Source organism: Streptomyces flavovariabilis, assembly GCF_000725785.1.
Classification (GTDB): Bacteria; Actinomycetota; Actinomycetes; order Streptomycetales; family Streptomycetaceae; genus Streptomyces; species Streptomyces hawaiiensis.
The window spans coordinates 36,514-61,485 of record NZ_JNXD01000022.1; the positions used below are offsets into that span (position 1 = coordinate 36,514).

Sequence of the window (24,972 nt, forward strand, 5' to 3'; positions counted from 1 at the left end):
TACGATGCCCTGCGTGACGCACGACGACGCTCCGCCGCTGGCGGACCTCATGCCGTGGTCCGTCGCACCGCCCCGGCTCGGCCGGGGCTGGCCGGCGGCGCCCGACGCGGCGTCCCTGAAGGCCCGCTGGGACGCCTTGGTGAAGGCCGGGGGGCCCGACCGCGAGACCCTGTTCGAGCCGACCCGCTCACGCACCCTGCACACGGCGGTCGGCCAGCTGCCCGGCCGGACCGGCAGCGGCACGGAGAAGCTGGTGCGTGCCTCGGGCCCCTGCCCGGAGCCGGAGCGCGTCCTGCTCGCGCCCTACGACGAGCAGTGGCTGATCCCCGACCAGCGGCTGATCGACGCGGCCCGCCCGGAACTGTGGCGGGTGGCGGACGAGCGGCAGGTCTTCGTGGTGGAGGCGCCCGAGGCCGCCCCGCCCCTGCTCGTCACCTCGCTGCTCCCGCTGCTCCGCCCCGGCCGTGTCCGCCCGCTCTTCCGCCGCCCGGGGGGCCGTGAGCCGAACCTGACGCCGGGCCTGCTGGAACACCTCGGCACCCGCCTGGGCGGCAAGCCGGCGCCGCTGGACGTACTGGCCTGGATCACGGCCACGGCCCGCCCGGACCTCACCGTCCCGCTCACCGGGGACGCCGGCGAGTGGGAGCGGGGCCTGGAGCTGGGGCACCGGATGCTGTGGCTGATGCGCCGTGACGGCGAGCGCCCCAAACTCCCCGGTGGCCGCCGCCCTTACGTCCGGGCCCCGCTGCCCTCCCGGCCCGTGGCGCTGCACTACGACCGGGACGAGGAGGCCCTGTTCCTGGACGAGGGCCGCATCTCCCCGGTGCCGCCGGAGGCCTGGGACTTCGAGGTGGGCGGAGTCCGCGTCCTTCAGCAGTGGTTCGCGGCCCGCGTCGCCGTCCCCGAGCCGGGCACACTGGCGGCGATCCGTCCCGCCACCTGGCCCCAGACCTTCACGTCGGAGCTGCTGGAGCTGATCACCGTCCTCGCGCTCCTGGCCGGACTGCGGCCCCTGGAGGAGCCGGAACTCCGCGACCCGATCACGGCGACGGAGCTGCGCGGGGCGGGCGTCCTGCCGGTACCGAGCGCGGCCCGCCGCCCGGCGTCGGTGCTGGAGGGGCCCGAGGAGGGCCCCGAGGGTCAACTGGCGCTGCTCTAGCGCAGGTCGGGGCCGCTCCGGCGCAGTTCGGGGTCGAAGGCGTCCAGGACGCGTTCGAGCGCGCGTCTGAACACGGCCTCCAGATCGACCGGCCCGCTCTGCTCCGTGAAGGCGGCGGTCAGCCGCGGATACGCGCCGGTGGCGATCTGACTGCCCAGATAGGCCATGCGGACCGCGTTCTCCTCCTCCGCCGACCACGGCATGGAGCGGGCGCGTTCGGCGGTCGCGATGTCGTTCCCGGTGTACGTCGTCACGACGCCGTTGAGCAGCGCGACCAGCTCCGTCTTCGTGCCGGCCGGCACGTCGAGCGGTTCGAGACAGGCCAGGCAGTGCTCCAGATAGCGCAGGGTGCTGGGGCTGAAGCCGAACACCCCCGGCATCAGGCGCGGCACCCACGTGTGGCGGTACATGATGGCGCGCGTCTCCTCCGCGTTGCGGAGCATGTCGGCGCGCCAGTCGCCCGTGGGCTCGAACATCTCGTGCTCGGCGCCGATGGCGTCGATCATCAGCTCGTACAGGTCCTCCTTGCGGGGGACGTAGTTGTACAGCGACATGGTGCCGCAGCCCAGCTCAGCGGCGACATGCCGCATGGTGACCCCGTCCAGCCCGGCCTCGTCGGCGATCCGCACCGCCGCCGCCGCGATGTCGGCGCGAGTGAACGCCGGTTTCGGCCCACGGCCGGTGCGCTCGGGGCGCGCCCAGATCACTTCGGGTACGGCCGCTCGGCCCGCCATCGATCATCACCTCGGCCACCATCCTAGTTACGTACAGCGTACGTAGTGCGCTATGGTCCTGCCATGACTTCTACGTACGCTGTACTTAGTGAAGGTCTGGAGAAGCGGTTCGGGCAGGTCCATGCCCTGCGCGGGCTGGACCTCGCGGTCGCCGAGGGGACGGTCTGCGGGGTCCTCGGGCCGAACGGGGCGGGCAAGACGACAGCCGTACAGCTGTTGACCACTCTGCTGCGGCCGGACGCGGGCTCCGCCCGGGTCGCGGGGCACGACCTCGTCCGCGAGGCCGCCGCGGTACGCGGCCGGATCGGCGTCACCGGGCAGGACACCTCGATCGACGGAGACCTCACCGGACGCCAGAACCTCCAGCTGTTCGGCCGGCTGCACCGGGTGCGGGGACCGGCCGGGCGGGCCGCCGGGCTGCTCGACCGCTTCGGGCTGACGGAGGCCGCCGACCGCCCCGCGTCCACCTACTCCGGCGGCATGCGCCGCCGCCTGGACCTCGCGGCGAGCCTGATCCGCCGCCCCGACGTGCTGTTCCTGGACGAGCCGACGACCGGCCTCGACCCGGCCAGCCGCACCCTCATCTGGGACGTGGTGCGCGGCCTGGCCGCCGAGGGCACGACCGTGCTGCTCACCACCCAGTACCTGGAGGAGGCCGACCAACTGGCCGACGACATCGCCCTGGTGGACGGAGGCCGGGTCGCGCACACCGGGTCGCCGGCGCAGCTCAAGTCGCTCGTCGGGGCGCACGCCGAGGTCGTCGTGCCGGACGCCGGTGTGCTCGCGAAGGCCGCGGCCGTACTCGACCGGCTGACGGGGGCGCAGCCGTCGTTCGACCACGAGCGCAACGCCGTCGGCGCGGTCAGCAAGGACCCGACGCTCACGATCCCGCTGCTGGTGCGCGCCCTGGACAGGGCGGGCGTGCCGCTGCTCGACGTGAGCCTGCGCCCGCCGACCCTCGACGACGTGTTCCTGCGCCTGACGGAGACCACGACCGGGACGACCGACGAGAAGGAGCGTGCCGCATGAGCATGCTGGCGTACGACGGGACCGCGATGCTGGGCCGCCAGCTGCTGCGGATGCGGAACAACCCGGGGCTCCTGGTCCTCACCCAGACGATGCCGATCAGCATGCTGCTGTTCTTCGGCTACGTCTTCGGCAGCGCGCTGGCGGTGCCGGGCGAGGCGTACCGGTCGTTCCTCGTGCCGGGTCTGCTGGTCGCGACCGCCTCGGGCGGGATCATGGCCGGCATGTTCCAGGCGGCCCAGGACACGCACCGGGGCGTCACGAACCGCTTCCGCACGCTGCCGATGAGCCGGGCGGCCGTACCGCTGGGGCAGGCCGCGGCGGACCTGGTGGCCACGGCCGCCGGAACCGTGCCGTTCCTGCTGGTGGGCCTGGCCGTGGGCTGGCGGGTCGAGGGCGGCGTGCCGGCGGCGGTGGGGGCGTTCGCGCTGCTGATGCTGTTCCGCTTCGCCTGCACGTGGGCCGGGATCTACCTCGGCCTGCTCACCCGCAACGAGGAGGCGGCCGGCCAGCTGGGCGGTGCGACGTTCCTGCTGCCGCTGCTGTCCAGCGCGTACATCCCGACGAGCGGGCTGCCGGGCTGGCTGCGGACGGTCGCCGAGTGGAATCCGATCAGCGCGGTGGCGACGGCCCTGCGCGACCTCTTCGGCAACGCGCCCGTGCCCGACGGGGCGGCCTGGCCGGTGGCCCATCCCGTCGCGGGGTCGCTCGTGTGGTGCGCCGTGCTGCTCGGGGTGTTCGTGCCGCTGGCCGTGCGCCGGTACGCGCACGGGGAGCGGTGAGCGGGCGGCCGGAACCGCGGACGCCGCCCCCGGTCACTGCCGGGCGGGGATGAGGCACCGACAGGGGGCGTGCCGCGCTCGGGTACACACCTGGCGCCGCTGCGTGCCGCGGGGATGACGGACGACGGGTGTCGCAGCGCCGGCGTCGGGGCGGTGTGACCGCCCGAGCGCGGGCCCCTACCTGCTGCCGAACAACGAGCGGCGCAACCGGCGCAGCGGCGCGAAGAGCGAGACGCGACGCACGCGCGCACCCCTGCCACTGCGGTCGTGCGGCCGACGCGCGGTCAGTTCCCGCATCAGCGAGGTCGCCTCGACCGTCTCCCGCTGGGGGACGGCAGGGCCGCCCAGCACCGAGAGGTGGCGGTCGAGGCGCGAACTGGTCGCGCTGCTCCCGCAGGTGATCGCAGGGACCCTGGCCCTGCTGCGCACTGTTATCTGATCCATGTCACTCCCCACCCGTACGAGTCCACCCGGCCCGGGCAGGTTAACCCTATCGCCCCGTCCCGGCACTCGTGTATCGCGGTCACAGGATTCACCTTCCCCATAAGGGGGTTGACGATGTATCTCCGATTACTCTCCGAATCCAACAGATTTCAGGGCGAGTTGGACGATCGGCTGAGTAGTGGGCTGCGGCGATCCCCCGGCGGGCTCGACGGTCACGGCCAGTGACGTCGCGGAGGTGCCCAAACCCGTTGCGACCAGGGGCGTGTCGCTCTCGAAGAGCCCGAGGGAGCGCGGTTGCGCGCCCGGGCGCATGAGCCACAACTGGTGCACGCGGCCGCCCGGCGGGGCGCCGTATCCGCCGAGGGTGACCACCGCACTCCCCTCCGTGGCGGAAGCGATCACTCCGATGGTGCGGCCCCGCCCGTCCCGGCCGCTGCCCGCACGGGCGTCCGGAGCCGCCAGAACGTGGGCGATCTCACGTGACCGATCTTGCTCGGCGGTCAGCCGGTCCTGGGTCCGGTTCGCCTGTACGGCGAACAGCGACGCGACGACGAGGGCCGCGGCGGCGGTGGCCGTCGCGAAGGGCACGAACAGCGGGATCCGGCGCCGTTGCCGCTGCCGCGGCGGCGGCTGGGCGCCCCACACATGCGGCGGCAGCTGCGTCGCACGCGCCCGTGCCGGGTCGCGCGGCGCGCCCTGCGGTGCGGGGTCCTGCGGGGTCGTCCGTACGGCGAGCATGACCCGGTCGCGCATCGCGGCCGGTGGCGGGGCCGCCGTGGACCAGGCGAGCCGGACGGCGTCCTCCGTCAGCGCGCGCACCTCGGCGGCACAGCGGCCACAGTCCCTCAGGTGCCTCTCGAAACGGACGCGTTCCGGGGGCTCCAGGGCGTCGAGCGCGTAGGGCGCGGCGAGCGAGTGCGGATCCTCGCGGCGGAAGAGGCTCATGCCACACCTCCCAGGCACTCGCGCATACGGGTCAGCCCGTCCCGCATCCGCGTCTTGACGGTGCCCAGCGGCAGGGAGAGCTGCTCGGCCACCTCACGGTACGTGTAGCCCTCGTAGTAGGCGAGGGTGACCGACTGGCGCTGCAGGTCCGTGAGCCGGTCCAGGCAGCGGCGCACCCACTCGCGTTCGAGGCCGGCCTCGACCTCCTCGGTGACCTGGTCGAAGGCGGGCTGGTTCGTGCGGAGCGCCTCGCGCTGCTCGCGCTCCCCGGCCGCCCGGGCGCTGCGCACCCGGTCGACGGCGCGGCGGTGGGCGAGGGTGAGGATCCACGCCATCGCGCTCCCCCGGGCCGGGTCGAACTTCGTCGCGGACCGCCACAGTTCGAGCAGCACCTCCTGCGCCACCTCCTCCGACTGGGCGGGGTCGCGCACCACACGCCGTACGAGCCCGAACACAGGGCCGGACACCACTCCGTACAACTCCTCGAAGGCCCGCTGGTCCCCACCCGCCACGCGCAGCAGCAGCTCGTCCGCCTCCACTCGGCCCCCCTCTCCGAGGCCGCACCGGGCCTGTCCCCTCGCACGAGGCATTCGCAACACACACACCTCCGCCAGGGGTTACGGATCAGCGCGCCGAAAACGCGGGTCACCCGGCGATGAAACAACTTTCCCCTCCCGCCGTAAGAACGTTTGAGATTCGACCAATCCGCTTCGCCGACCGCTCCGAATGGCGTGTGTCAGGCAAGTTGGCACGGAGGACGGACGGCATGACACCTATCTCCAGGACCGGCCCGGGACGCACGAGCATCGCGACCGTGATCTGTGGCGCGCTGGCCGCCGGCGGGCTCGCAGCCGCCGGTGTGACCGCGCTGGAACCTGAGGCGGCCTCCGCCTCCAGCCACCGCGAGGCCCCGTTGATCTCGGGGACACCGCAGTACGACAACACGGACGTGTACGCCTTCGTCAGCCCGGACAAGCCGGACACGACGACCATCGTCGCGAACTGGATCCCCTTCGAGGAACCGGCCGGCGGGCCCAACTTCTTCACGTTCGCCGAGGACGCCCAGTACGACCTGCGCATCGACAGCAACGGTGACGCGAAGGAGGACCTGCTCTTCCGGTACACGTTCAAGACGCACACGAAGAACGACAAGACGTTCCTGTACAACACGGGCCCGGTCGAGAGCCTCGACGATCCCGACCTCAACATCACGCAGACGTACGACCTCGAGCTGATCAAGCTGCGCGACCTGAAGGCGGTGTCGAAGACCAAGGTCGCCGACGACGTGCCGGTGGCTCCGTCGAACGTCGGCAAGGCGTCGATGCCGGACTACGACACCCTGCGCAAGCAGGCGGTGCACAAGCTCGCCGGGGGCGCCCAGACGTTCGCCGGGCAGGCCGATGACCCGTTCTTCCTGGACCTGCGCGTCTTCGACCTGCTGTACGGCGGGAACCTCTCCGAGGTCGGCAACGACACCCTCAAGGGCTACAACGTCAACTCGATCGCCCTGCAGGTCCCCAACAGCTTCATCACCGAGTCGCACGAGCAGCCGATCGTCGGCGTCTGGTCGACGACCCAGCGCAAGAACGCCCAGGGCTACTTCGCGCAGGTCTCGCGCCTCGGCAGTCCGCTGGTCAACGAGGTCGTCAACCCGCTGAAGGACAAGGACAAGTTCAACGCGTCCGCGCCGCGGGACGACGCCCAGTTCCTGGAGAACGTCACCAACCCGGAGCTGCCGAAGCTCATCGAGGCGATCTACAAGATCCCGGCGCCCGCCGAGCCGCGCAACGACCTGGTCGACGTCTTCCTCAAGGGCGTCAAGGACCTCAACCAGCCCCCGCACGTGACGCCTTCGGAGCAGCTGCGGCTCAACACCTCGATCAAGCCGGCCGCGAAGCCCAAGCGGCTGGGTGTCCTCGACGGTGACAACGCCGGCTTCCCCAACGGCCGTCGCCTCACCGACGACGTGATCGACGCCTCGCTCCAGGTCGTCGAGGGCGAGCTGCTGGGCGCGAAGAACGACCTCGGTGACGCGGTCGACAAGAACGACAAGAAGTTCGAGAAGGCCTTCCCGTACGTCGCCCTGCCGACGGAGGGTTCGCGCGGTCCGCTCGCCAAGGGCGTCGACGGCGGCAACGACGTCCGCAGCCAGCTGGGCGACGCGCTCCAGCCGGCCGGCGCGCAGGGTTCGGACGACATGCGCCTGATCGCCGCGTCCGCGGGGGCCGGGGCGGGCGGCATCGTCCTGATCGGCGCGGCCCTGATGTGGTGGCGCCGCATGCGGAACCGGGCGTACTGACCCGCTCCGCTCCCACCGACCGGCGCGGCCCGTTCCCCCACCCCCACGGCACGGGCCGCGCCGCCGACTCCCGCACCAGCACATCCGACCGAGGAGAGGTCATGCCTCCGCGTACGACCGACAGCACACCGGAGCGGCGCGACGACGACCGAGCGCCGTCGACGGACCCGAAGCCCGAGGAGCGGCTCGGTGGTGCGGCCGCCGGGGCGGGGGCCGACGAGCCCGGTGCTCCGCAGGGCAGTGCGCCGGCGGCGGGCGGAGCCGAGGGCCCGGCTGGGTCTCGTGGTGGAGACCGGGCCGATCTGTCGGTGCTCGGCGGGGACCACACCGGCACGGGAACCGGCAGCGACGGCACCTCTCGCGTCTGCCCCGCCGACGGGAGCGAGGCCGGCACGGAGCCCGGCGCCGGTCAGCGGGTCACCGCGATGCGGCGGGCCGCCGATGGGGGGCGGCGGTGGCGGGCCATGCATCTGGCCGGTTGTGCCGTGCTGCTGGCGGTCGCGGTGACCGGCGGGGCCGTCGCCATGGGGGGTGCGCAGGACCGCGGGGCCGGCGTCGACGCCGTGTCGGCGGCCGGGGCGCTGTCGCCCGGCGATCTCGCCAGGGGCGACCTCGACGCGGGCATCGCGTCCCTGCAGAAGCATCTCCACGCCCAGCCGAGGGACTTCGGCGGTTGGGCCACCCTCGGTGTCGCCTACGTCGAGCAGGCCCGCACGAAGGGCGACCCCTCCCGGTACCCGCAGGCCGAGCGCGCCCTGAAGCGGTCCCTCGCACTGGAGCCCGGCAACGACCAGGCCCTGGCCGGGCAGGCCGCCCTGGCCGCCGCCCGGCACGACTTCCCCGGCGCCCTGAACCACGCCGACCGGGCCCTGAAGCAGAACCCCTACAACGAACGCGCCCTGTGCACCCGCATCGACGCCCTCGTCGAACTCGGCCGGTACGACGACGCCGCGAAGGCCGCCGACACCGCCGACGACAGGCGCCCCGGCGTGCCGGTCTTCACCCGGTACGCGTACGTGCACGAGCTGCGTGGCGACGTCCGCACGGCGCGTGAGGTGCTGGAGCGCGCCCTGGGTTCCGCGAACGCGCCCGCCGACGTCGCGTACGTCGCCACCGCTCTCGGACAACTCGCCTGGAATCAGGGCGAGTACAAGACGGCCCTCGGCCACTACGCCCGTGCCCTCGCCGCCGACGACGCGTATCTGCCCGCCCTGGAGGGCCGCGCCCGCGCCCAGGCCGCGAGCGGGGACCGGGCGGGCGCCGTGACCGGGCTGGAGCAGGTCGTCGCCCGGTTCCCGCTGCCCGGCCCGCTCGTCGCCCTCGGCGAGCTGTACGAGGACCGCGGCGCCGACGGCGACCGGGCCAAGGCCGGCGACCAGTACGCCCTCGTCGACGCCTGGACGGCCCTCGCCCGCGCCGGCGGCGTCAACGCCGACCTCGACTCGGCCATGGCCGCCGCCGACCACGGCGACAAGAAGGAAGCCCTGCGCGCCGCCCGCGCCGAGTGGGACCGCCGCCACAGCGTGCACACCGCCGACGCCCTCGCCTGGGCCCTGCACGTCAACGGCCGCGACGAGGAAGCCCTGCCGTATGCCCGGCGGGCGACCGCCACCGGCTACCGCAACGCCGCTTTCCTCTACCACCGCGGTGTCATCGAACGCGCCACCGGCGGCGAGGGCGAGGCTCGCACGCATCTGAAGGCCGCGCTGGACCTGAACCCCGGCTTCTCGCCCGTCGGCGCGCGCGAGGCCCGTACCGCACTCAAGGATCTGGAGGGCAACCGGTGACCCTGCGCCGGCTGTTCGCGTCCGGCGCCGCCGTCCTGACGGCCGCCTGCGCGCTCACCCTGCTGCCCGCCGCCGCGGCGAGCGCCCACCCGCTGGGCAACTTCACCGTCAACCGCTACGACGGCCTGGTCGCCGCCCCCGGCGAGCTGCGGGTCCACCATGTGGAGGACCTCGCCGAGATCCCGGCGACCCAGGCGGGGCCGGACATCGAGCGGCTGGGCATCGCCATGTGGGCCCGCGAGCGGTGCGCCGCGGCCGCCGAGGACAGCAGGGCGACCGTCGACGGACGCGGGGTCGCCCTCACCGCCGAGCGCAGCCGTGCACGCGTGCGGCCCGGGCAGGCGGGGCTCGACACCTTGCGTGTGGAGTGCGAGCTGACCGCTCCGCTCCCGGCGGGTGAGAAGACGGTGTCCCTCGGTTTCCGCGGCGCGGGTGCCTCCGGCGGTCCGGGCTGGCGGGAGATCACGGCGCGGGGCGACCGTATGACGCTCGCCGCGTCGGACGTGCCGGAGAAGTCGATATCGGCCGAACTGACCAGCTACCCGGAGGAGTTGCTGTCCTCCCCGGCCGACACCGGGTCGGCCGCCCTGCGGGTGCGCCCCGGCGGCGCCGCCCTGGCCGAGGAGGGGTCGGACGCCCCCGCGGCCTCCGTGCTGCCGCGCGGTGCGGACCGCTGGACGCGTGCCCTGGACGACCTGGTGGCCCGGCAGGACCTCACCGCCGGCTTCGCCGCGCTGGCCCTCCTCATCGCCGTCGTCCTGGGTGCGATGCACGCGCTCGCCCCGGGGCACGGCAAGACCATCATGGCCGCGACGGCGGCGGCCCGGGGCGGCCAGGCCCGGATGAAGGACGTCCTGCCCATGGCCGCCTCAGTGACGGTCACGCACACCCTGGGCGTGGTGGCCCTGGGCCTGCTGGTCACGGCCGGTTCGGCGGCGGCGCCGTCGGTGATCGCCTGGCTCGGTGTCGCCAGCGGTCTCCTGGTGACCCTGGCGGGCGCGAGCCTGGTCCGCCGCGCCCTGCGCAACCGCGCGCCCGCCCACCCGCACGGCCGTCATCACGGCCGCAGAAGCCACACCCACGACCACGACAGCCACCGCCACGACCCCGCGCACGACCACGACCACCACGACGCGCACGACCACGACCACGACCACGACCACCATCACGACCACGACCACGACCACGACCACGACCACGACCACCCGCACGATCACACCCACCCCCACCCTCACTCCCATCCCCACACGATCGAGCACACCCACGGCGGTTTCACCCACAGCCACCCCGTCGCCCCCACCCTTCGCGGCACGATTCTCATGGGCTTCGCGGGCGGACTCGTGCCCAGCCCGTCCGCCGTGGTGGTGCTGGTCGGCGCCGCGGCCCTCGGCCAGGCCTGGTTCGGGCTGCTGCTCGTCGTCGCGTACGGCGTCGGACTGGCGCTCACCCTGACGGCCGCCGGGTACGCCGTCGTCAAGGCGGGCAGCGGCATGACCCGGCTCATGGACCGGCGCCCCCGCTGGACGGCGGGCCCGATGGCGGCCCTGGTGCGCCGGACCGCTCCGCTCGGCTCGGCCTTCGCCGTGGTGGTTCTCGGTGCCGGACTGGTGTTCAAGGGGGCGGCATCCGCACTCGGCTGAGTTGCGTTCGGGAGGCATCGGACGTCGGGAGAGAAACGGACGTCGGGAGAAAAGCGGACGTCGTGAGGAAAACCGACCTCATGGGGAAAACACACTCCATGAAGATTTCGCCCGGCTGCGATTGGGGGCGCCGTGTTCGAAGAACCGGGCCATGAGCGTGTGATCGCGGGCCGCTACCGGCTCCTGGCGCCACTCGGCGAGGGCGGCATGGGGACGGTGTGGCGCGCCCGCGACGAGGTGCTGCACCGCGAGGTCGCCGTCAAGGAGGTGCGCGCCCCGGCCGGGCTGGCGGGTGACGACGTGCAGCGGATGTACGCGCGGCTGGAGCGGGAGGCGTGGGCGGCGGCCCGGGTCGCCAACCGCAACGTGGTGACGGTGTACGACGTGGCGACGGACGACGGCCGGCCGTGGATCGTCATGGAGCTGGTGCGCGGCCTTTCCCTTGCGGAGGTCCTGGACGCCGAGGGTCCGATGACTCCGCAGCGTGCCGCGCACATCGGCGCCGAGGTGCTGGCCGCGCTGCGGGCCGCGCACGAGGCCGGGGTCCTGCACCGCGATGTGAAGCCGGCCAACGTGCTGATCTCGAACGACGGCCGGATCGTGCTGACCGACTTCGGCATCGCCATGGTCGAGGGCAGCTCCGCGCTGACCATGACCGGGGAGGTGATCGGCTCGCCCGAGTTCCTCGCCCCGGAGCGGGCGCTCGGCCGTACGCCGGGCCCGGAGTCCGACCTGTGGTCGCTCGGGGTGCTGCTGTACGCGGCGGTCGAGGGCCTCTCCCCCTTCCGTCACGACACCCCGTTGAGCACGCTGCGGGCGATCGTCGACGAGGAGCTGCCGCCGCCGTACCGGGCGGGTCCGCTCGCCCCGGTGATCGAGGGGCTGCTGCGCAAGGATCCCGAGCAGCGGCTGCCGCCGGAGCGGGCCGAAGAGGATCTGCGGGTCGTCGCCGCGGGTGGCTCACCGCGCGCGGACACCACGCGGGCGGTGCCGTTCCCGCCGACGGTCGCGGGTCACCCCGAGCCCGCTCCCACGCCTCCGATGCCGTTCCCGGGCGGGTCGGCGCCGTCCGGGTCGACCGCCCCCACGACGGCCACCGGCCGGCACGGCGACCGCAGGGCCGGGCGGGTACTGGTCGCGGGCGTGATCGCGCTGGCGCTCGCTGTGGGCGGGCTGACGTACGCGCTGCTGAACAACGGGGACGGCTCCGACGGCAACGACCAGGGGGCCGGGGAGAGTACGCCCACCGCGACCAAGAGCCCGCCGCGGGACACCGCGTCGGAGAAGTCCAGTCCGTCGCCGACCCCGAGCGAGACGAAGGAGAGCAGTCCGCCGCCGCAGTCGGTGCGGGTCACCCTGGAGGGCCGGCGCACGGACTACTCGGGCACCTGTCCGCCGCCGAACGCCCAGGCGCCCGAGTTCACGGCGACGCTCACGGTGGGGCGGCTGCCGGCCGAGGTGAGCTACCGCTGGGTGACGCAGGACGGCCAAGTGCTCGACGGGGGCTGGAAGACGCTGTCGTTCCCGGAGGGCGGCGGCCGTTCGAAGCAGGACACGGTGCGGGTGACGACCGATGCGGAGACCGGCACGTTCGAGAACGAGATCGGCGTCGAGGTGCGGGAGCCGGTGCGGACGACGTCCGCGTCGGTGCCGTTCTCGGTGACGTGCGAGACGGAGACCCCGACGGACGGGGCCTCCCCTTCTCCTTCCGACACGGACTCGGGCTCGGAGCCGGATTCCGACTCGAATTCCGACTCGGACTCCGGCTGATCGGTCAGTCGTTGTTGTTCAGTACGGGCAGGTAGCCGCCCGACTGGCCGGCTGCCTTCGGGTGGTACGACTCACCGATGTTGAGCCAGCTGACGCTGTGCAGCCACGGGTCGCCGGAGCAGATCTCGTGGCCGGTGAAGGTGGTGCGGACGTCGCCGAAGGCGAAGCCGTGGTTCGCGGCGCGCTTGGCGATGGCGGTGTTGAGGTGGTCGGAGGCGTCGTTGATGGCCTTGCGCTTGGTCTCGGACAGGCCGAGGCAGGTGGCGCCGAGCTGGTAGAAGCGGGGGTAGCCGAGGACGACGACCCGGGCCGCGGGGGCCTTGGAGCGGATGGCCGAGTACACGCCGTCGAGCTTGCCGGGGAGCGTGGAGTCGACGTACGCCCGGGCGGTGTTGATGCGGGAGACGCAGGAGCTGTCGGACTGGGTCACACAGGTCGTCATGACGTCGGCGAATCCGGCGTCGTTGCCGCCGATGCTGATCGAGACGAGGGCGGTGGAGGCGCTGAGCGGGGCGAGCTGGCCCGCCAGAACATCACCCGTTCGGGCGCCCGAGCAGGCCGTGAAGTCGAAGGTCGAGGGTGAGTGGGCGGCGGCCCAGAGATAGGAGTAGGCCTTGGTGCTGCGCTTGCAGTCGCCGCTGGAGCTGATGTAGCTGCCGGCTCCGACTCCGGAGGAGTAGGAGTCACCGAGGGCCACATAGCCGCCGGTTGCGGCGAGTGAGGACGCCTGCGCCGTCGCTGCCCCGGTGAGGGCGGTGCCGACGGCGAGGAGGAGCGAGCTCACGAGGACGACAAATCGGGAACGTCTCATGGAACCTCCCTTTAGCAGGATCTCTGCCATAACCGTCGTAGCAGCTACGCGTGTTGACAGGAAGTGTCCATGCCAAGTCCTTTCGGCCTTTCGTGAATGCGCCCGGCTTGTTCACAGCGGGTCGTGTTACACGTCCACCACCTGTTGTTGCGCGTGCATGACAAATTTGTTGACGGATGCTCAACTCCCTTGTTCTACGCCGGTAGTTGGCCGACGCTTTACTCCGGCCGAGAGCGGAACGCAACGCTCCCTGGCCCGTGTGCGCGAGCACGCGCACATCCCCCACAGGGCGCGCGCCCCACCCAGGCGTGCGCCGCCTAGAGGAGGACTCCCTCGTAATGGCACAACTGCGTAGCAAGAGACTCGGGTTCGCCGCACTCACCTCGCTGGCGACCGCCGCCCTCGTGGGCGGGCTCACCGCCCTTCCCGCCCAGGCCGCACCGGCCGAGGGCCGGGTGCTCGCCGCGGACTCCCCGACCGCGATCAAGGACAGCTACCTCGTCACGCTCAAGAAGAGCGCGGGCCTGAAGGCGTCCTCGGCCGCGGGCAAGGAGCTGGTGAAGGAGTACGGCGGCTCGGTCGAGAAGACGTTCGGCAAGGCGCTGAACGGCTACTCCGCCACCCTCTCCGCGACCGAGGCCCGGCAGCTCGCCGCCGACCCGGCGGTGGCCTCCGTCGAGCAGAACCAGCGCGTCACGCTCGCCGCCACCCAGACCAGCGCCCCCTGGGGCCTGGACCGCATCGACCAGGCCTCGCTCCCGCTGTCCGGCACCTACACCTACCCGGACAGCGCGGGCAGCGGTGTGACGGTCTATGTGATCGACACCGGTGTCCGCATCACCCACCAGCAGATCAGCGGCCGTGCTTCCTACGGCTACGACGCCGTCGACGGCGACACCACCGCCTCCGACGGCAACGGCCACGGCACCCATGTGGCCACCACGATCGCGGGCTCGACCTACGGCGTCGCCAAGAAGGCGAAGGTCGTGGGCGTGCGGGTGCTGAACAACAGCGGCTCCGGCACCACGGCCGGCGTGATCGCGGGCATCGACTGGGTGACGCAGAACCACTCCGGCCCCTCGGTCGCCAACATGTCTCTGGGCGGCGGCGCCTCCGCGACCCTGGACACGGCGGTCCGCAACTCCATAGCCAGCGGCGTCACCTACGCCGTCGCCGCGGGCAACAGCAGCACCACCGCCTCCTCCTCGTCGCCGGCCCGGGTCGCCGAGGCGATCACGGTCGGGGCCACCACCAGCACCGACGCCAAGGCGAGCTACTCCAACTACGGCTCCGCCCTGGACATCTTCGCGCCCGGCTCCTCGATCACGGCCGGCTGGTACACCAGCGACACCGCGACCAACACCATCTCCGGCACCTCGATGGCGACCCCGCACGTCGCGGGCGCGGCGGCGGTCTACCTGGCGGGCCACACCTCCTCCACCCCGGCCCAGGTGGCCACGGCCCTGGCGAACGGCGCCGTCACCGGCAAGGTCACCAGCGCGGGTTCGGGCTCGCCGAACCGGCTGCTGCAGATCGTGCAGTGACCGACGCCCGCACCGGAACCTGAACATGCGTTCCCCGGAGGCCCTGATCGCCTCCGGGGAACGCATGTTTATGCGACGGGAACGTGCAACTTGCGTCACTCAAGACACCTGTCACAACGGCCAAACCAACAAAAACGTGAGAGGCCGTTCCAGGTCTTGCCATACGGGTTCAATCGTCAATACCGTCATACATCTCACCCGCATCGGTCCGTCAGTACGCGGCTCTAGGGGAGGGCTCAAGGACCGCGACGAACCGACGCGGGGCGCGGTAGGGGGGTGCCGTGCTCGGTGATCGCAACTGTCTCCGGGCCGTGCCGCGCGGTCGGCTGCCGTTTTCGCCGCCGACCAGCTTTGCCAGCTCACCCGGCGTGCCCGAAGCTCCATCTCGGCGTGCCACGGGTGAGAACCCCCCTTTCGAACCGGACTGGATCCGGACTGCCCTGGGGGGGCGGTCCACCGGACGAGAGGGACCAGACTCATGAGTTCCGTACTGCAGCCGGCCGCGGCAGACCCGTATCCGCCGACCGCCGGGAAGTACCGGCCCGTCTCCTCGCACCTGGCCATAGCGCCGCCGGTGAGCGTGGTCATCCCGGCCATGAACGAGGCGGACAACCTTCCGTACGTCTTCAAGACCCTGCCCGGCTGGATCCACGAAGTGGTCCTGGTCGACGGCAACTCCACGGACGACACCGTCCAGGTCGCCCGCGAGCTGTGGCCCGAGGTCAAGGTCGTCGAGCAGCGCGGCAAGGGCAAGGGCGACGCCCTGATCACCGGGTTCCAGGCCTGCACCGGCGACATCATCGTGATGGTCGACGCGGACGGCTCGGCGGACGGCGGGGAGATCCTGTCGTACGTCTCCGCCCTGGTCTCCGGCGCGGACTTCGCCAAGGGCTCCCGCTTCGCCAACGGCGGCGGCACCGACGACATGACCTTCATCCGCAAGCTCGGCAACTGGGCACTGTGCACGGTCGTGAACCGCAAGTTCGGCGCCCGCTACACCGACCTGTGCTACGGCTACAACGCCTTCTGGCGGCACTGCCTGGACAAGATCGACCTCGACTGCACCGGCTTCGAGGTCGAGACCCTGATGAACATCCGGGTCGTCAAGGCCGGGCTCAAGGTGCAGGAGATCCCGAGCCACGAGTACCTGCGCATCCACGGCACCAGCAACCTCAGGGCCGTGCGGGACGGTCTGCGCGTGCTGCGGGTGATCCTTCAGGAGCGCTCCAACCGCCGTGCGCTGCGCCGCCGTTCGCCCCGGTCGTCGATGCCGGCCGCGATGCGGGGAGAGGTGTCTTGAGCGGTCCCGACGTCTCCGTCGTGATCTGCGCGTACACCGAGGACCGCTGGGAGGACATCCTCGCGGCGGTCTCCTCGATCCACGCGCAGTCGCGGCCGGCCCTGGAGACGCTGCTGGTCGTCGATCACAACGAGACGCTCCGGGAGCGGCTCGCCAAGGAGTACAAGGAGTCCTCAGAGCCCGTTGCGGTGCGGGTGCTCGCCAACGCGGGCCCCCGCGGCCTGTCCGCCGGCCGCAACACCGGCATCGCCGCCGCGCGCGGCGAGGTCGTGGCCTTCCTCGACGACGACGCCGTGGCCGAGCGCGACTGGCTGCGGCACTTCGCCGAGGCGTACACCGACCCGCGGGTCATGGCGGTCGGCGGGCGCACGGTGCCGGTCTGGGCGTCGGGGCGACGGCCCGACTGGTTCCCGGAGGAGTTCGACTGGGTGGTGGGCTGCACGTACCGGGGCCTGCCGCGCGGCCGGGTGCGGGTGCGCAACGTGCTCGGCGGCAACGCCTCGTTCCGCCGCAGCGCCTTCGACGCGGCGGGCGGCTTCGCCACCGGCATCGGCCGGGACGGGGACAAACGCCCGCTGGGCTGCGAGGAGACGGAACTGTGCATCCGCCTCAGCCGCGCCCGGCCCGACGCGGTGCTGCTGATCGACGACCGGGCGGTGATCCACCACCGCGTTCCCGAAAACCGCGAGCACTTCCGCTACTTCCGCACCCGCGCCTACGCCGAGGGCCTGTCCAAGGCCCTGGTCGCCCGGAGCGTCGGCGCCGGGAAGGGACTGGAGTCGGAGCGCCGGTACGCCACGCGGGTCCTGCCCGCCGGGGTGGCCCGTGGTCTGCGGGACGCCGTGCTGGCCCGGCCGGGCGGTGCGGGACGGGCCGGCGCGATCGTGGCCGGGGTGCTGACGGCGGCGGGCGGCTACGTCGTCGGCAGCGTCCGGGCCCGCCGGGGCGGCACCACGTTCCAGGTGCCGGAGGTGGAGGTGGCGGCCCGTGAGTGACGCCCGCGTCCCGATCCTCATGTACCACGCGGTCGCGACCGACCCGAACGACGCGACCCGCGCCCTGTCGGTGACCCCGGAGGCGTTCGCCGAGCAGATGGCGGTGCTCGCCGACCGGGGCCTCAGGCCCCTCACCACGGCCGGACTGGCCGCGTGCTGGCGCTCCGGCCGGCCGCTGCCCGAGCGGCCGGTCCTCATCACCTTCGACGACGGCTACGAGGGCGTGCACCGGCACGCCCTCCCCGTGCTCGCCAAGCACGGCTTCCCGGCCACCCTGTTCGTCTCGACCGGGTGGCTCAGGGGGCCGTACGACACCGGGGGCGGCCTGGACACCATGCTGGACTGGGACCAGGTCCGCGAACTCGCGGCGGGGGGTGTCGAGATCGGCGGGCACAGCCACAGCCACCCGCAGCTCGACCAGGTCTCCGACGCCACCCTGCGGTTCGAGCTGATCCACTGCAAGGAGATCATCTCGGATCAACTGGGCGCCGTCCCCGCCTCGTTCGCCTACCCCTACGGCTACTCCAGCCGCCGGGTCCGGCAGACGGTGCGCGAGACGGGCTACGCCCAGGCCCTCGCCGTCGGCAACGGCCTCGCGCAGCGCGCGCAGGGGCCGTACGCGCTGCGGCGGGTGACGGTGCGCCGCAGTACGGGTGCCGAGGAGTTCGAGCGGGTGATCGAGGGGCGCGCGATCGCCCGTACGTTCGCCGGGGACCGTGCCCTGACCAAGGGGTACGCCGTGGTCCGCAGGGCCCGGCAGGCCCGCCGGCTGGTCTCCCGTTCCGGGGGCTGACCTGCACAGGGGCAGCGCGCCGCGTGCACCGGGAAAACGGGTGCACGCGGCGTCCCCGTGCCGGATCATGGCGGCATGTCTGGAAACCCGCACGAGGCGCTGCCGATCCGGCTCAACGTCGACGACTCCGACTCCCCGTCCGACGTCGTCGACGCGCTGTTCCTCGGCCGCTTCGCGACGGGCGAGCAGCCGTACTCCCACGCGGTGAACATCGACCGCGTGCGCTCCGGGGCGACGCTGATGCCGTCCGGCGCCCGGGTGCTGCGCGTCGCCCGGGACGACGACCGCAGCGCGACCCTCGCCGAGGGCGACGGCTGGACGCTGCTGGTCTCCCGCTGGAACCGGGGCGCCGACGTCACGGTGACGGCGACCAGCGAGGAGCTGGCGAAGAAGGTCCTCGACCAGGCCACGGACGGCGCGGCGGACGAGCCCGAACCGCAGCCGGAGAACGTCACGATGGGCTTCTGGTACGTCTCCCCGCGGCGCGGCCCGCACCGCACCACCCGCCAGATCGCGGCGGGCACCTGGGACGAGGTCAGGTCCAACTACACCGCGCCGGTGGCGGACGCCATGGACCGGCTGATGAAGACGACCCCCGAGGACATCGCGGGCCGTCTCCTGCTGCTGCACGGTCCGCCGGGCACCGGCAAGACGTCGGCGCTGCGGACGCTGGCCCGTTCCTGGCGCGACTGGTGCCAGGTGGACTGCGTCCTGGATCCCGAGCGGCTCTTCTCCGACGTCGGCTACCTCATGGACATCGCCATCGGCGAGGAGGACGCGACGGGCAAGGGCCGCTGGCGGCTGCTGCTCCTGGAGGACTGCGACGAGCTGATCCGCGGCGAGGCCAAGCACACGGCGGGCCAGGCACTGTCGAGGCTGCTGAACCTGACGGACGGACTGCTCGGCCAGGGCCGCAACGTTTTGGTCGGCGTCACCACCAACGAGGACCTGGAGCGCCTCCACCCCGCCGTGGTCCGCCCGGGGCGCTGCCTCGCCCGCATCGAGGTGGGCCCGCTGACCCGCCGGGAGGCCGTGAACTGGCTGGGCCACGAGGACGGCATCGGCCGCGAGGGCGCGACGCTGGCGGAGCTGTACGCACTGCGCCGGGGCACGTCCCCGACGTCCCTGCCGGAGCCGCGCGGCGGCGTCGACGCGGGGCTGTATCTGTAGCCGGGTCACCCGCCCGGTTCGTTCACAACCGCCTCTCACCTCCCCGTTACCCGGGCGTGCCAGGGTGTGCGCGGAGCGACGCCGAGCTCCGCATGGACCAGGGAGGCCCCCGATGGCGCACACGGCGCCCACCGTGTTCAGCGAACCCGCCCACCGCGTCGCACGGTGGGTCCTGCCCGTCGTCCTCGGTGCCGTCTACGGCAACTGGGTCGCGGTGAACCGGCGTCACGGCGGTCCGATCACCGGACCGGATGTGGCGTCGGGTGTGTGGAGCGCGCTCGCCTTCACGGCGCTCTGCGTCGCCGTGGTCCAGGTGACCCGGCGCCTCGGGCGCGACCGGCACGCCCTGCACGCCCTGCTCCGGGCCGCCTTCGCCGGCGTCGCCCTGGGCTTCCTCTACAGCCAGACCGGCGACGACATCCGGCCCGTGGTCATCACGACGCTGCTGGTCACGGCAGCCGTCTTCCTGCTGCTGTTCTACCGCTTCCACACCCGCGCCGACGCGTAGCGGGGCCCGGGGGCCGGGTCGCCGCCGCCACCCTCCAGGACACGGTGCTTTGATAGGCGTATGACCCTTTTCGTCGGCACGTCCGGGTGGCAGTACAAGGACTGGCGGGACGTCCTGTACCCGTCGGGGCTGCCGATGCGGCTCTGGCTGGAGGAGTACGCGGGGCACTTCGCCACCGTCGAGATCAACAACGCCTTCTACCGGCTGCCGGCCCGGGAGACCTTCGAGGACTGGCGGGGGCGGGTGCCCCGGGACTTCGTCGTCGCCGTCAAGGCGAGCCGCTATCTGACGCACATCAAGCGGCTCAAGGACCCCGAGGAGCCGGTGCACCGCCTGATGAGCCACGCGGCGGGCCTCGGCGACCGTCTCGGCCCGGTCCTGCTCCAGCTCCCGCCCACCCTGCGCGCCGACCCGGGCCTGCTGGACGCCTGCCTGGCCTGCTTCCCCGCCTCGACCCGGGTCGCGGTCGAGCCGCGCCACGACTCCTGGTGGAACGCGGAGGTCCGCCGTGTCCTGGAGTCCCGGCGGGCCGCCCTGTGCTGGGCCGACATCCTGGCCCGCCCGGCGACACCCCTGTGGCGCACCACCGACTGGGGCTACGTCCGTTTCCACCAGGGCCGCGCCTGGCCCTGGCCCCGCTACGGCCGCCGCTCCCTCGCCACCTGGCTCGACCGCGTCGCCACGACCTGGCCCGGCGGCGAGGACGTCTACGCGTACTTCAACAACGACCCCGGCGGCGCCGCGGTGGAGGACGCGATGGCGTTCGCACGGACGGGGAGGTCGGCGGGGCTGGAGATCACGCGGACCCCTGAGCGGCTGACGCAGCGGTCCGGTTAGGACTCCCTACTTCCCGTAAGCCGCCCGCAGGGCGTCCCGGACCGCGGCGAGCGCGACGTCCTCGCCCAGCCCGAGCCTGTTGGCCCGCTCCGCAAAGGCCTGCGCGGCCGAGGCCAGCTCGCGGTCCGCCGCCGAGCCGGCGGCGGCCACGAACGTGCCGTTGCGGCCGCGCGTCTCGATCACCCCGTCCGCCTCCAGCGCCCGGTACGCCTTGGCGACGGTGTTCGCGGCGAGTCCCAGCGACCCGGCCAGTCCCCGCACGGTCGGCAGCCGGTACCCCACCGGCAGCGCACCCGAGCGCGCCTGCTCGGAGATCCGTGCCCGCACCTGCTCGTACGGTGGGGCACTGTCGTCGATGTCGATCTTCAAGGTCACAGGCCGATTGTCGCGCACCCGGCGGAAAATGAGAGGCACCCCGGACGGGTCCGCACATAGCGTGCCTCTCCATGACCATGATCGTGCGCGACCTGCGACCCGACGTCAGAGCCGACGCAGAGGGGTTCTCCACCACCCGCCGCCTCGCCCTGCCTTACATGCTGTCCACACCCGAATCCGTGGTGCACACCCTGACGCACGCCCACCCGGACGCCCACTTCCAGCAGCTCGTCGCCGAGGAGGACGGCGAGATCATCGGCACGGCCCAGGTCAGCGTCGCCCACGAGAGCCCGGAGCCCGGCCAGGGCTCCGCCAACATCTACGTGCGCCCGGGCCACACGGGTCGCGGCGCCGGTTCACTCCTGCTGCGCACCGCCGAGGAGCGCCTGGGACGTCTGGGTGTCACCAAGCTGTTCACCTGGGTGCTGGACGAGCCGGACAACCGCGCCTTCGCCGAGCGGCACGGCTTCCGGGCCAGCCGTTCGGCCTGGTTCCTGCGGCTGGACCTGACGGCCGGCGCCCTGCCGCCCCGCCAGGACCTCCCGGCGGGCGTCGAGCTGCGCACGGCCGCCGACTTCGCGGACGACCCGCGCCCGATGTTCGAACTGGACGCGGAGACCTCGTCGGACGAACCGAGCGACATCGACGTGGAGTTCACCGACTACGAGGCCTGGCTCGAGGAGAACTGGAAGCATCCGCTCCTGAACCGCGACCTGACGACGGTCGCCGTCGTCGACGGGCGGCCGGCCGCCTTCAGCGTGGCGTACACCGACGGCGGTTCCCGCTACGCCACCGCGATGACCGGCACGGCCCGGGATTTCCGCGGCCGTGGCCTGGCGAAGCTCGCCAAGAACGACTCCCTGCACCGCGCCCGCGCCGCGGGGTACACGGAGGCGTTCACCGGCAACGACACCGGCAACGAGCCGATGATCGCCATCAACAAGTGGTTCGGCTACGAGATCTGCGCGAAGGAGGTGCGTCATGTCCGCGAACTCGGCTGAGCGGCTGCCGCAGCTGGACGTCGTGCTCGTCAAGGCGGGCCGTACGAAGATCCGTTACACCGGCGAGCTGCTGACGGACGACGGCACGCGCGTCGCGGTCCGGGCCCCGTGGGCGGGGTCCGGCGTCCGCGACTTCGGGTTCGTCCGCTTCGAACCCGGGGACGTCTTCACGGAGTACTACTGGCGCGACCGCTGGTACGCGGTGAAGGAGGTCCGCTCCGCCACGGGCGCGCTGAAGGGCTGGTACTGCGACGTCACCCGGCCCGCCCGGCGCTCCGCTGCGGAGCTGGTCGTGGAGGATCTCGACCTGGACCTGTGGCGCTCCGCCGACGGCACGGACGTACGGCGCCTGGACGAGGACGAGTTCGCCGAGAGCGGCCTCGGCGAGTCGGACCCGGAGGCGGCGCGGGCCGCCCTGGCCGCGCTCGACGAGCTGGAGTCACTGGCCCGCGGCGGCGGCTTCACCGCGCTCCTGGCCTGACGTCGGGACCTGCGCGATCACCGCGTACCGCTCGTCCGTCACCTGCCCGCCCCACAGCATCGGATCGTCCGAGAGCCGCTCCACGGACACCCGTCCGGCGATCGGGGCGAGCAGGCCGGTGAGCCGCTCGGCGGGTATGCCGACCGGCTCGACGCTTCCCCACACGCCCTCGACCAGCACGAGCCGTCCGCCCGGCCGCAGCAGCCCGCACCAGTGCCTGAGGGCGCGGCCGGGATCGGGCAGGGCCCACAGGACGTGCCGTACGAGCACGGCGTCGAAACGCTGTTCCCCCACCGGCGGTGCCGCGGCGTCACCGACGAGGAACACAGCGTCGCGCCCGGCGAGTTTCCCGCGGGCGAGCGTCACCATCGCCGGCGAGAGGTCCACGCCCGTCACCCGGTGCCCCCGCTCGGACGCGAGGAGTGACAGGCTGCCGGTGCCGCACCCGAGGTCGAGGACGTCTGCCGCCCGCCCGGGCAGCCAGCGGCGCAGCCGCCCGGCCCAGGCGCGGCGCACTTCGGGATCGCGCAGGCCGTGGTCCGGCTCCTCGTCGAAGGAGGCGGCCTCGGCGTCCCAGTCCACGTTCGTCATGGGCCCAAGAGTGACACCCGCCACTGACACCCGAATCGTGACTGCCGCCACTGACAGACCAGGAACGATGAGCAACTCTCCCCCGAAAGGTCTACCTCCGTGAGAACGCGGAACCCGGTAGACCATTGAGGAGGCAGCCATGCGCCGTGTGACCGTGCAGAAGCCCCTGAAGAAGACGGACGTCCGCCGGGTCCGCGAAGAGGCCGACGAGTGCCCCGCCGGGCGCCCCGAGGTCCGCAAGGACATCGCACGCACCTGGTGGCCGGACGCCTGAACGGCCGGTGCCGATCATGAGACGCACGCCTCAGAGCAGCCGCTTGCGGTAGTGCACGCGGTCGTAGGGCCCGTCCACGCGGCGCTCGACCCGTTCGTAGCCGTATTTCGGATAGATCTGCTGGTTCTCCCACATCAGCGCGTTCGTGTAGAGCCTGACCTCGGGCAGGCCCAGCGCACGCGCGTGTGCGTCCACGAACCGGAGCAGCCGCCGCCCCACTCCCCCACCGTGCGCGGTGGGGTGGACGGCGATGGTGTCGAGGAAGAGATGGTCCTCGAACGCCTCGACCACGACGAGGCCGGTCACGGGATCGCCCGTCACGAACACCTTGCCCGCGGCCACGTTCGCCGCGTGATCCTCCTCCATGGGCTGCGGCACCCGCCCGATGCGCTCGATGTAAGGGCGGAAGGCCGCGTCGATCACGTCCGCGACGACCGGTACGTCGACAGCCCCGGCCGGCCGGATCTCCTCGTCTGCCATGCCGCGACGGTACCTACCTGATGCCAGTCCGAACACTCCCTTAAGCGGGCCATAAGGATCTCCTCCACCCGCCCTCAGCAGGCGATTTCACGGTTCTCAGGGGCTAGCTTCGGGAGCACCCCACGGGATCCGGCCCACCCTGGCCCGGACCTGTCCCATGAAACCGTTCCGAGGAGTTCCCGCATGCCCGCACGCCGCAAGGCAGCCACCGTCGTCGCTCTCGGCGGCCTCCCGCTCGCCCTGACCGCGCTGACCGCCGCCCCGGCCTCCGCGCACGGCTCGATGGGCGACCCGGTCAGCCGCGTCTCGCAGTGCTACGCCGAGGGCCCCGAGAGCCCGAAGTCGGCCGCGTGCGAGGCCGCGGTCGCGGCGGGCGGCACCCAGGCCCTCTACGACTGGAACGGCATCCGCATCGGCGACGCGGGCGGCCGGCACCAGCAGCTCATACCGGACGGCAGGCTGTGCAGCGCGAACAACGAGCAGTTCAAGGGCCTCGACCTGGCCCGCGCCGACTGGCCGGCTACGAGCGTGCGCAGCGGCTCGCACACCTTCAAGTACCGCGTGACGGCCCCTCACAAGGGCACCTTCAAGGTCTACCTCACCAAGCCCGGTTACGACCCGGCCAAGCCGCTCGCCTGGAAGGACCTGGATCTGGCGAACCCGGTCGCGACGTCCACCGACCCGGCCGCCACCGGCGGTTTCTACACCTTCTCCGGCATCCTGCCCCAGCGCTCCGGCAAGCACCTGCTGTACGCGGTCTGGCAGCGCTCGGACAGCCCGGAGGCGTTCTACTCCTGCTCGGACGTCAGCTTCGGCGGTGACAGCACGGCGGGCGGCGCCGCTCCGGCCCCGTCCGCCTCCGCACCCAGCGAGAAGCAGATCGAGGACGGCAACGACAAGTCGACCGTCGAGCACCACGGGCACGGCGACGACGACCCCGGCACCTCGGCGGAGCCGGCCGCGGCCCCGCAGGAGAGCACGCCGGACCGGCCGAAGGCGGCCGCGCCCGCGGCCAACCGGCTCGAGGCGGCCGGTGCCACCGGGAACCTCGCCGAGACCGGCGGTGGCAGCGGCACCACGTACCTCGCGATCGGCGGCGCGGCCACGCTGGCGCTGGGCTCGTCGGCCCTGTTCCTGTCGGCCCGGCGCCGCACGGTGAGCGGCGGGCGGCACGGCGGCTGACCCTGCCGCCCCGTGACCCGGGGCCTGTCCGGCGGCTCAGGCCG

26 protein-coding genes are annotated in these 24,972 nt (G+C 72.6%); 18 read left to right on the forward strand and 8 right to left on the reverse strand.

Annotated elements, in window-relative coordinates; translation table 11 throughout:
- Positions 1-4 precede the first annotated feature (4 nt).
- Positions 5-1,159, forward strand: coding sequence for a type ISP restriction/modification enzyme (locus IO24_RS0131655; protein ID WP_031141646.1), 1,155 nt, complete (start codon positions 5-7; stop codon positions 1,157-1,159).
- Here IO24_RS0131655 and IO24_RS0131660 read toward each other — a convergent pair.
- Positions 1,156-1,893, reverse strand: coding sequence for a TetR/AcrR family transcriptional regulator (locus IO24_RS0131660; protein ID WP_031141648.1), 738 nt, complete (start codon positions 1,891-1,893; stop codon positions 1,156-1,158). The genes IO24_RS0131655 and IO24_RS0131660 overlap by 4 nt on opposite strands.
- Positions 1,894-1,956: 63 nt before the next feature.
- On the opposite strand from IO24_RS0131660, the gene IO24_RS0131665 reads away from it, so the two are divergent.
- Complete coding sequence (locus IO24_RS0131665; protein WP_031141650.1) at positions 1,957-2,922, forward strand: ATP-binding cassette domain-containing protein; 966 nt, start codon at positions 1,957-1,959, stop codon at positions 2,920-2,922.
- Complete coding sequence (locus IO24_RS0131670; protein WP_031141652.1) at positions 2,919-3,701, forward strand: ABC transporter permease; 783 nt, start codon at positions 2,919-2,921, stop codon at positions 3,699-3,701. Before IO24_RS0131665 ends, IO24_RS0131670 begins: the two co-directional genes overlap by 4 nt.
- Positions 3,702-3,878: 177 nt before the next feature.
- Here the strand turns inward: IO24_RS0131670 and IO24_RS0131675 are convergent, their stop codons facing one another.
- The 3 genes from IO24_RS0131675 to IO24_RS0131685 form a co-directional block, all read right to left on the reverse strand.
- Positions 3,879-4,145, reverse strand: a complete 267-nt coding sequence (locus IO24_RS0131675) for a hypothetical protein (RefSeq protein WP_031141653.1) — start codon at positions 4,143-4,145, stop codon at positions 3,879-3,881.
- 126 nt (positions 4,146-4,271) lie between these two features.
- The gene (locus IO24_RS0131680; RefSeq protein ID WP_031141655.1) at positions 4,272-5,090 is read right to left on the reverse strand and encodes an anti-sigma factor; all 819 of its coding nucleotides are present in this window, start codon (positions 5,088-5,090) and stop codon (positions 4,272-4,274) included.
- Positions 5,087-5,629, reverse strand: a complete 543-nt coding sequence (locus tag IO24_RS0131685; RefSeq protein WP_031141657.1) for a sigma-70 family RNA polymerase sigma factor — start codon at positions 5,627-5,629, stop codon at positions 5,087-5,089. The genes IO24_RS0131680 and IO24_RS0131685 overlap by 4 nt, the downstream gene beginning before the upstream one ends.
- Positions 5,630-5,856: 227 nt before the next feature.
- On the opposite strand from IO24_RS0131685, the gene IO24_RS0131690 reads away from it, so the two are divergent.
- The 4 genes from IO24_RS0131690 (at position 5,857) to IO24_RS0131705 (ending at position 12,586) form a co-directional block, all read left to right on the forward strand.
- Positions 5,857-7,389 carry a DUF4331 domain-containing protein gene (locus IO24_RS0131690; protein ID WP_031141660.1) on the forward strand — a complete coding sequence of 511 codons (1,533 nt, stop codon included), beginning with the start codon at positions 5,857-5,859 and terminating at the stop codon, positions 7,387-7,389.
- 101 nt (positions 7,390-7,490) lie between these two features.
- The gene (locus IO24_RS0131695; protein ID WP_037668928.1) at positions 7,491-9,176 is read left to right on the forward strand and encodes a tetratricopeptide repeat protein; all 1,686 of its coding nucleotides are present in this window, start codon (positions 7,491-7,493) and stop codon (positions 9,174-9,176) included.
- Complete coding sequence (locus tag IO24_RS0131700) at positions 9,173-10,816, forward strand: nickel transporter (RefSeq protein ID WP_031141664.1); 1,644 nt, start codon at positions 9,173-9,175, stop codon at positions 10,814-10,816. The genes IO24_RS0131695 and IO24_RS0131700 overlap by 4 nt, the downstream gene beginning before the upstream one ends.
- Positions 10,817-10,948: 132 nt before the next feature.
- The gene (locus IO24_RS0131705) at positions 10,949-12,586 is read left to right on the forward strand and encodes a serine/threonine-protein kinase (RefSeq protein WP_045296793.1); all 1,638 of its coding nucleotides are present in this window, start codon (positions 10,949-10,951) and stop codon (positions 12,584-12,586) included.
- Positions 12,587-12,590: 4 nt separating this feature from the next.
- Here IO24_RS0131705 and IO24_RS0131710 read toward each other — a convergent pair whose 3' ends face one another.
- Positions 12,591-13,397 (reverse strand): SGNH/GDSL hydrolase family protein, encoded by an 807-nt coding sequence (locus IO24_RS0131710; RefSeq protein ID WP_031141668.1) that lies wholly within the window; start codon positions 13,395-13,397, stop codon positions 12,591-12,593.
- A 338-nt stretch (positions 13,398-13,735) separates the two neighbouring features.
- Between IO24_RS0131710 and IO24_RS0131715 the strand changes: the two genes are divergently transcribed.
- The 7 genes from IO24_RS0131715 to IO24_RS0131745 all read left to right on the forward strand — a co-directional run bounded on the left by IO24_RS0131715 (position 13,736) and on the right by IO24_RS0131745 (position 20,544).
- Entirely contained in the window at positions 13,736-14,941 is a 1,206-nt protein-coding gene (locus IO24_RS0131715) for a S8 family peptidase (RefSeq protein ID WP_031141671.1), read from the forward strand.
- Positions 14,942-15,419: 478 nt separating this feature from the next.
- On the forward strand, positions 15,420-16,241 hold the full coding sequence (locus IO24_RS0131720; RefSeq protein WP_031141673.1) for a glycosyltransferase family 2 protein: 822 nt from the start codon (positions 15,420-15,422) through the stop codon (positions 16,239-16,241).
- On the forward strand, positions 16,238-17,236 hold the full coding sequence (locus IO24_RS0131725) for a glycosyltransferase family 2 protein (protein ID WP_031141676.1): 999 nt from the start codon (positions 16,238-16,240) through the stop codon (positions 17,234-17,236). Before IO24_RS0131720 ends, IO24_RS0131725 begins: the two co-directional genes overlap by 4 nt.
- Complete coding sequence (locus tag IO24_RS0131730; RefSeq protein WP_031141678.1) at positions 17,229-18,029, forward strand: polysaccharide deacetylase family protein; 801 nt, start codon at positions 17,229-17,231, stop codon at positions 18,027-18,029. The genes IO24_RS0131725 and IO24_RS0131730 overlap by 8 nt, the downstream gene beginning before the upstream one ends.
- A gap of 75 nt (positions 18,030-18,104) precedes the next feature.
- A complete protein-coding gene (locus IO24_RS0131735) occupies positions 18,105-19,199 on the forward strand; it encodes a DUF5925 domain-containing protein (RefSeq protein WP_031141680.1) in 1,095 nt (364 codons plus the stop codon).
- Positions 19,200-19,311: 112 nt separating this feature from the next.
- Positions 19,312-19,707 (forward strand): hypothetical protein, encoded by a 396-nt coding sequence (locus IO24_RS0131740; RefSeq protein WP_031141682.1) that lies wholly within the window; start codon positions 19,312-19,314, stop codon positions 19,705-19,707.
- Positions 19,708-19,767: 60 nt separating this feature from the next.
- Positions 19,768-20,544: a DUF72 domain-containing protein gene (locus tag IO24_RS0131745; RefSeq protein WP_031141684.1), complete on the forward strand. Its 777-nt coding sequence runs from the start codon at positions 19,768-19,770 to the stop codon at positions 20,542-20,544.
- 6 nt (positions 20,545-20,550) lie between these two features.
- On the opposite strand, the gene IO24_RS0131750 is transcribed toward IO24_RS0131745, so the two are convergent.
- Entirely contained in the window at positions 20,551-20,919 is a 369-nt protein-coding gene (locus IO24_RS0131750) for a GntR family transcriptional regulator (protein ID WP_031141686.1), read from the reverse strand.
- Positions 20,920-20,990: 71 nt separating this feature from the next.
- On the opposite strand from IO24_RS0131750, the gene IO24_RS0131755 reads away from it, so the two are divergent.
- On the forward strand, positions 20,991-21,920 hold the full coding sequence (locus IO24_RS0131755; protein WP_031141688.1) for a GNAT family N-acetyltransferase: 930 nt from the start codon (positions 20,991-20,993) through the stop codon (positions 21,918-21,920).
- Positions 21,901-22,401: a ribonuclease FAU-1 family protein gene (locus tag IO24_RS0131760; RefSeq protein WP_031141690.1), complete on the forward strand. Its 501-nt coding sequence runs from the start codon at positions 21,901-21,903 to the stop codon at positions 22,399-22,401. Before IO24_RS0131755 ends, IO24_RS0131760 begins: the two co-directional genes overlap by 20 nt.
- Here the strand turns inward: IO24_RS0131760 and IO24_RS0131765 are convergent.
- Positions 22,360-22,992, reverse strand: a complete 633-nt coding sequence (locus tag IO24_RS0131765; RefSeq protein WP_037668903.1) for a class I SAM-dependent methyltransferase — start codon at positions 22,990-22,992, stop codon at positions 22,360-22,362. The two genes, IO24_RS0131760 and IO24_RS0131765, sit on opposite strands and share 42 nt — an antisense overlap.
- Before the next feature lie 139 nt (positions 22,993-23,131).
- Here IO24_RS0131765 and IO24_RS47235 point away from each other — a divergent pair, with 139 nt between their 5' ends.
- On the forward strand, positions 23,132-23,266 hold the full coding sequence (locus tag IO24_RS47235; RefSeq protein WP_097215753.1) for a hypothetical protein: 135 nt from the start codon (positions 23,132-23,134) through the stop codon (positions 23,264-23,266).
- Between the two features lie 30 nt (positions 23,267-23,296).
- Here the strand turns inward: IO24_RS47235 and IO24_RS0131775 are convergent, their stop codons facing one another.
- Positions 23,297-23,746 carry a GNAT family N-acetyltransferase gene (locus tag IO24_RS0131775; protein ID WP_031141695.1) on the reverse strand — a complete coding sequence of 150 codons (450 nt, stop codon included), beginning with the start codon at positions 23,744-23,746 and terminating at the stop codon, positions 23,297-23,299.
- A 183-nt stretch (positions 23,747-23,929) separates the two neighbouring features.
- Between IO24_RS0131775 and IO24_RS0131780 the strand changes: the two genes are divergently transcribed.
- On the forward strand, positions 23,930-24,928 hold the full coding sequence (locus IO24_RS0131780; protein ID WP_031141698.1) for a lytic polysaccharide monooxygenase: 999 nt from the start codon (positions 23,930-23,932) through the stop codon (positions 24,926-24,928).
- Positions 24,929-24,972 lie beyond the last annotated feature (44 nt).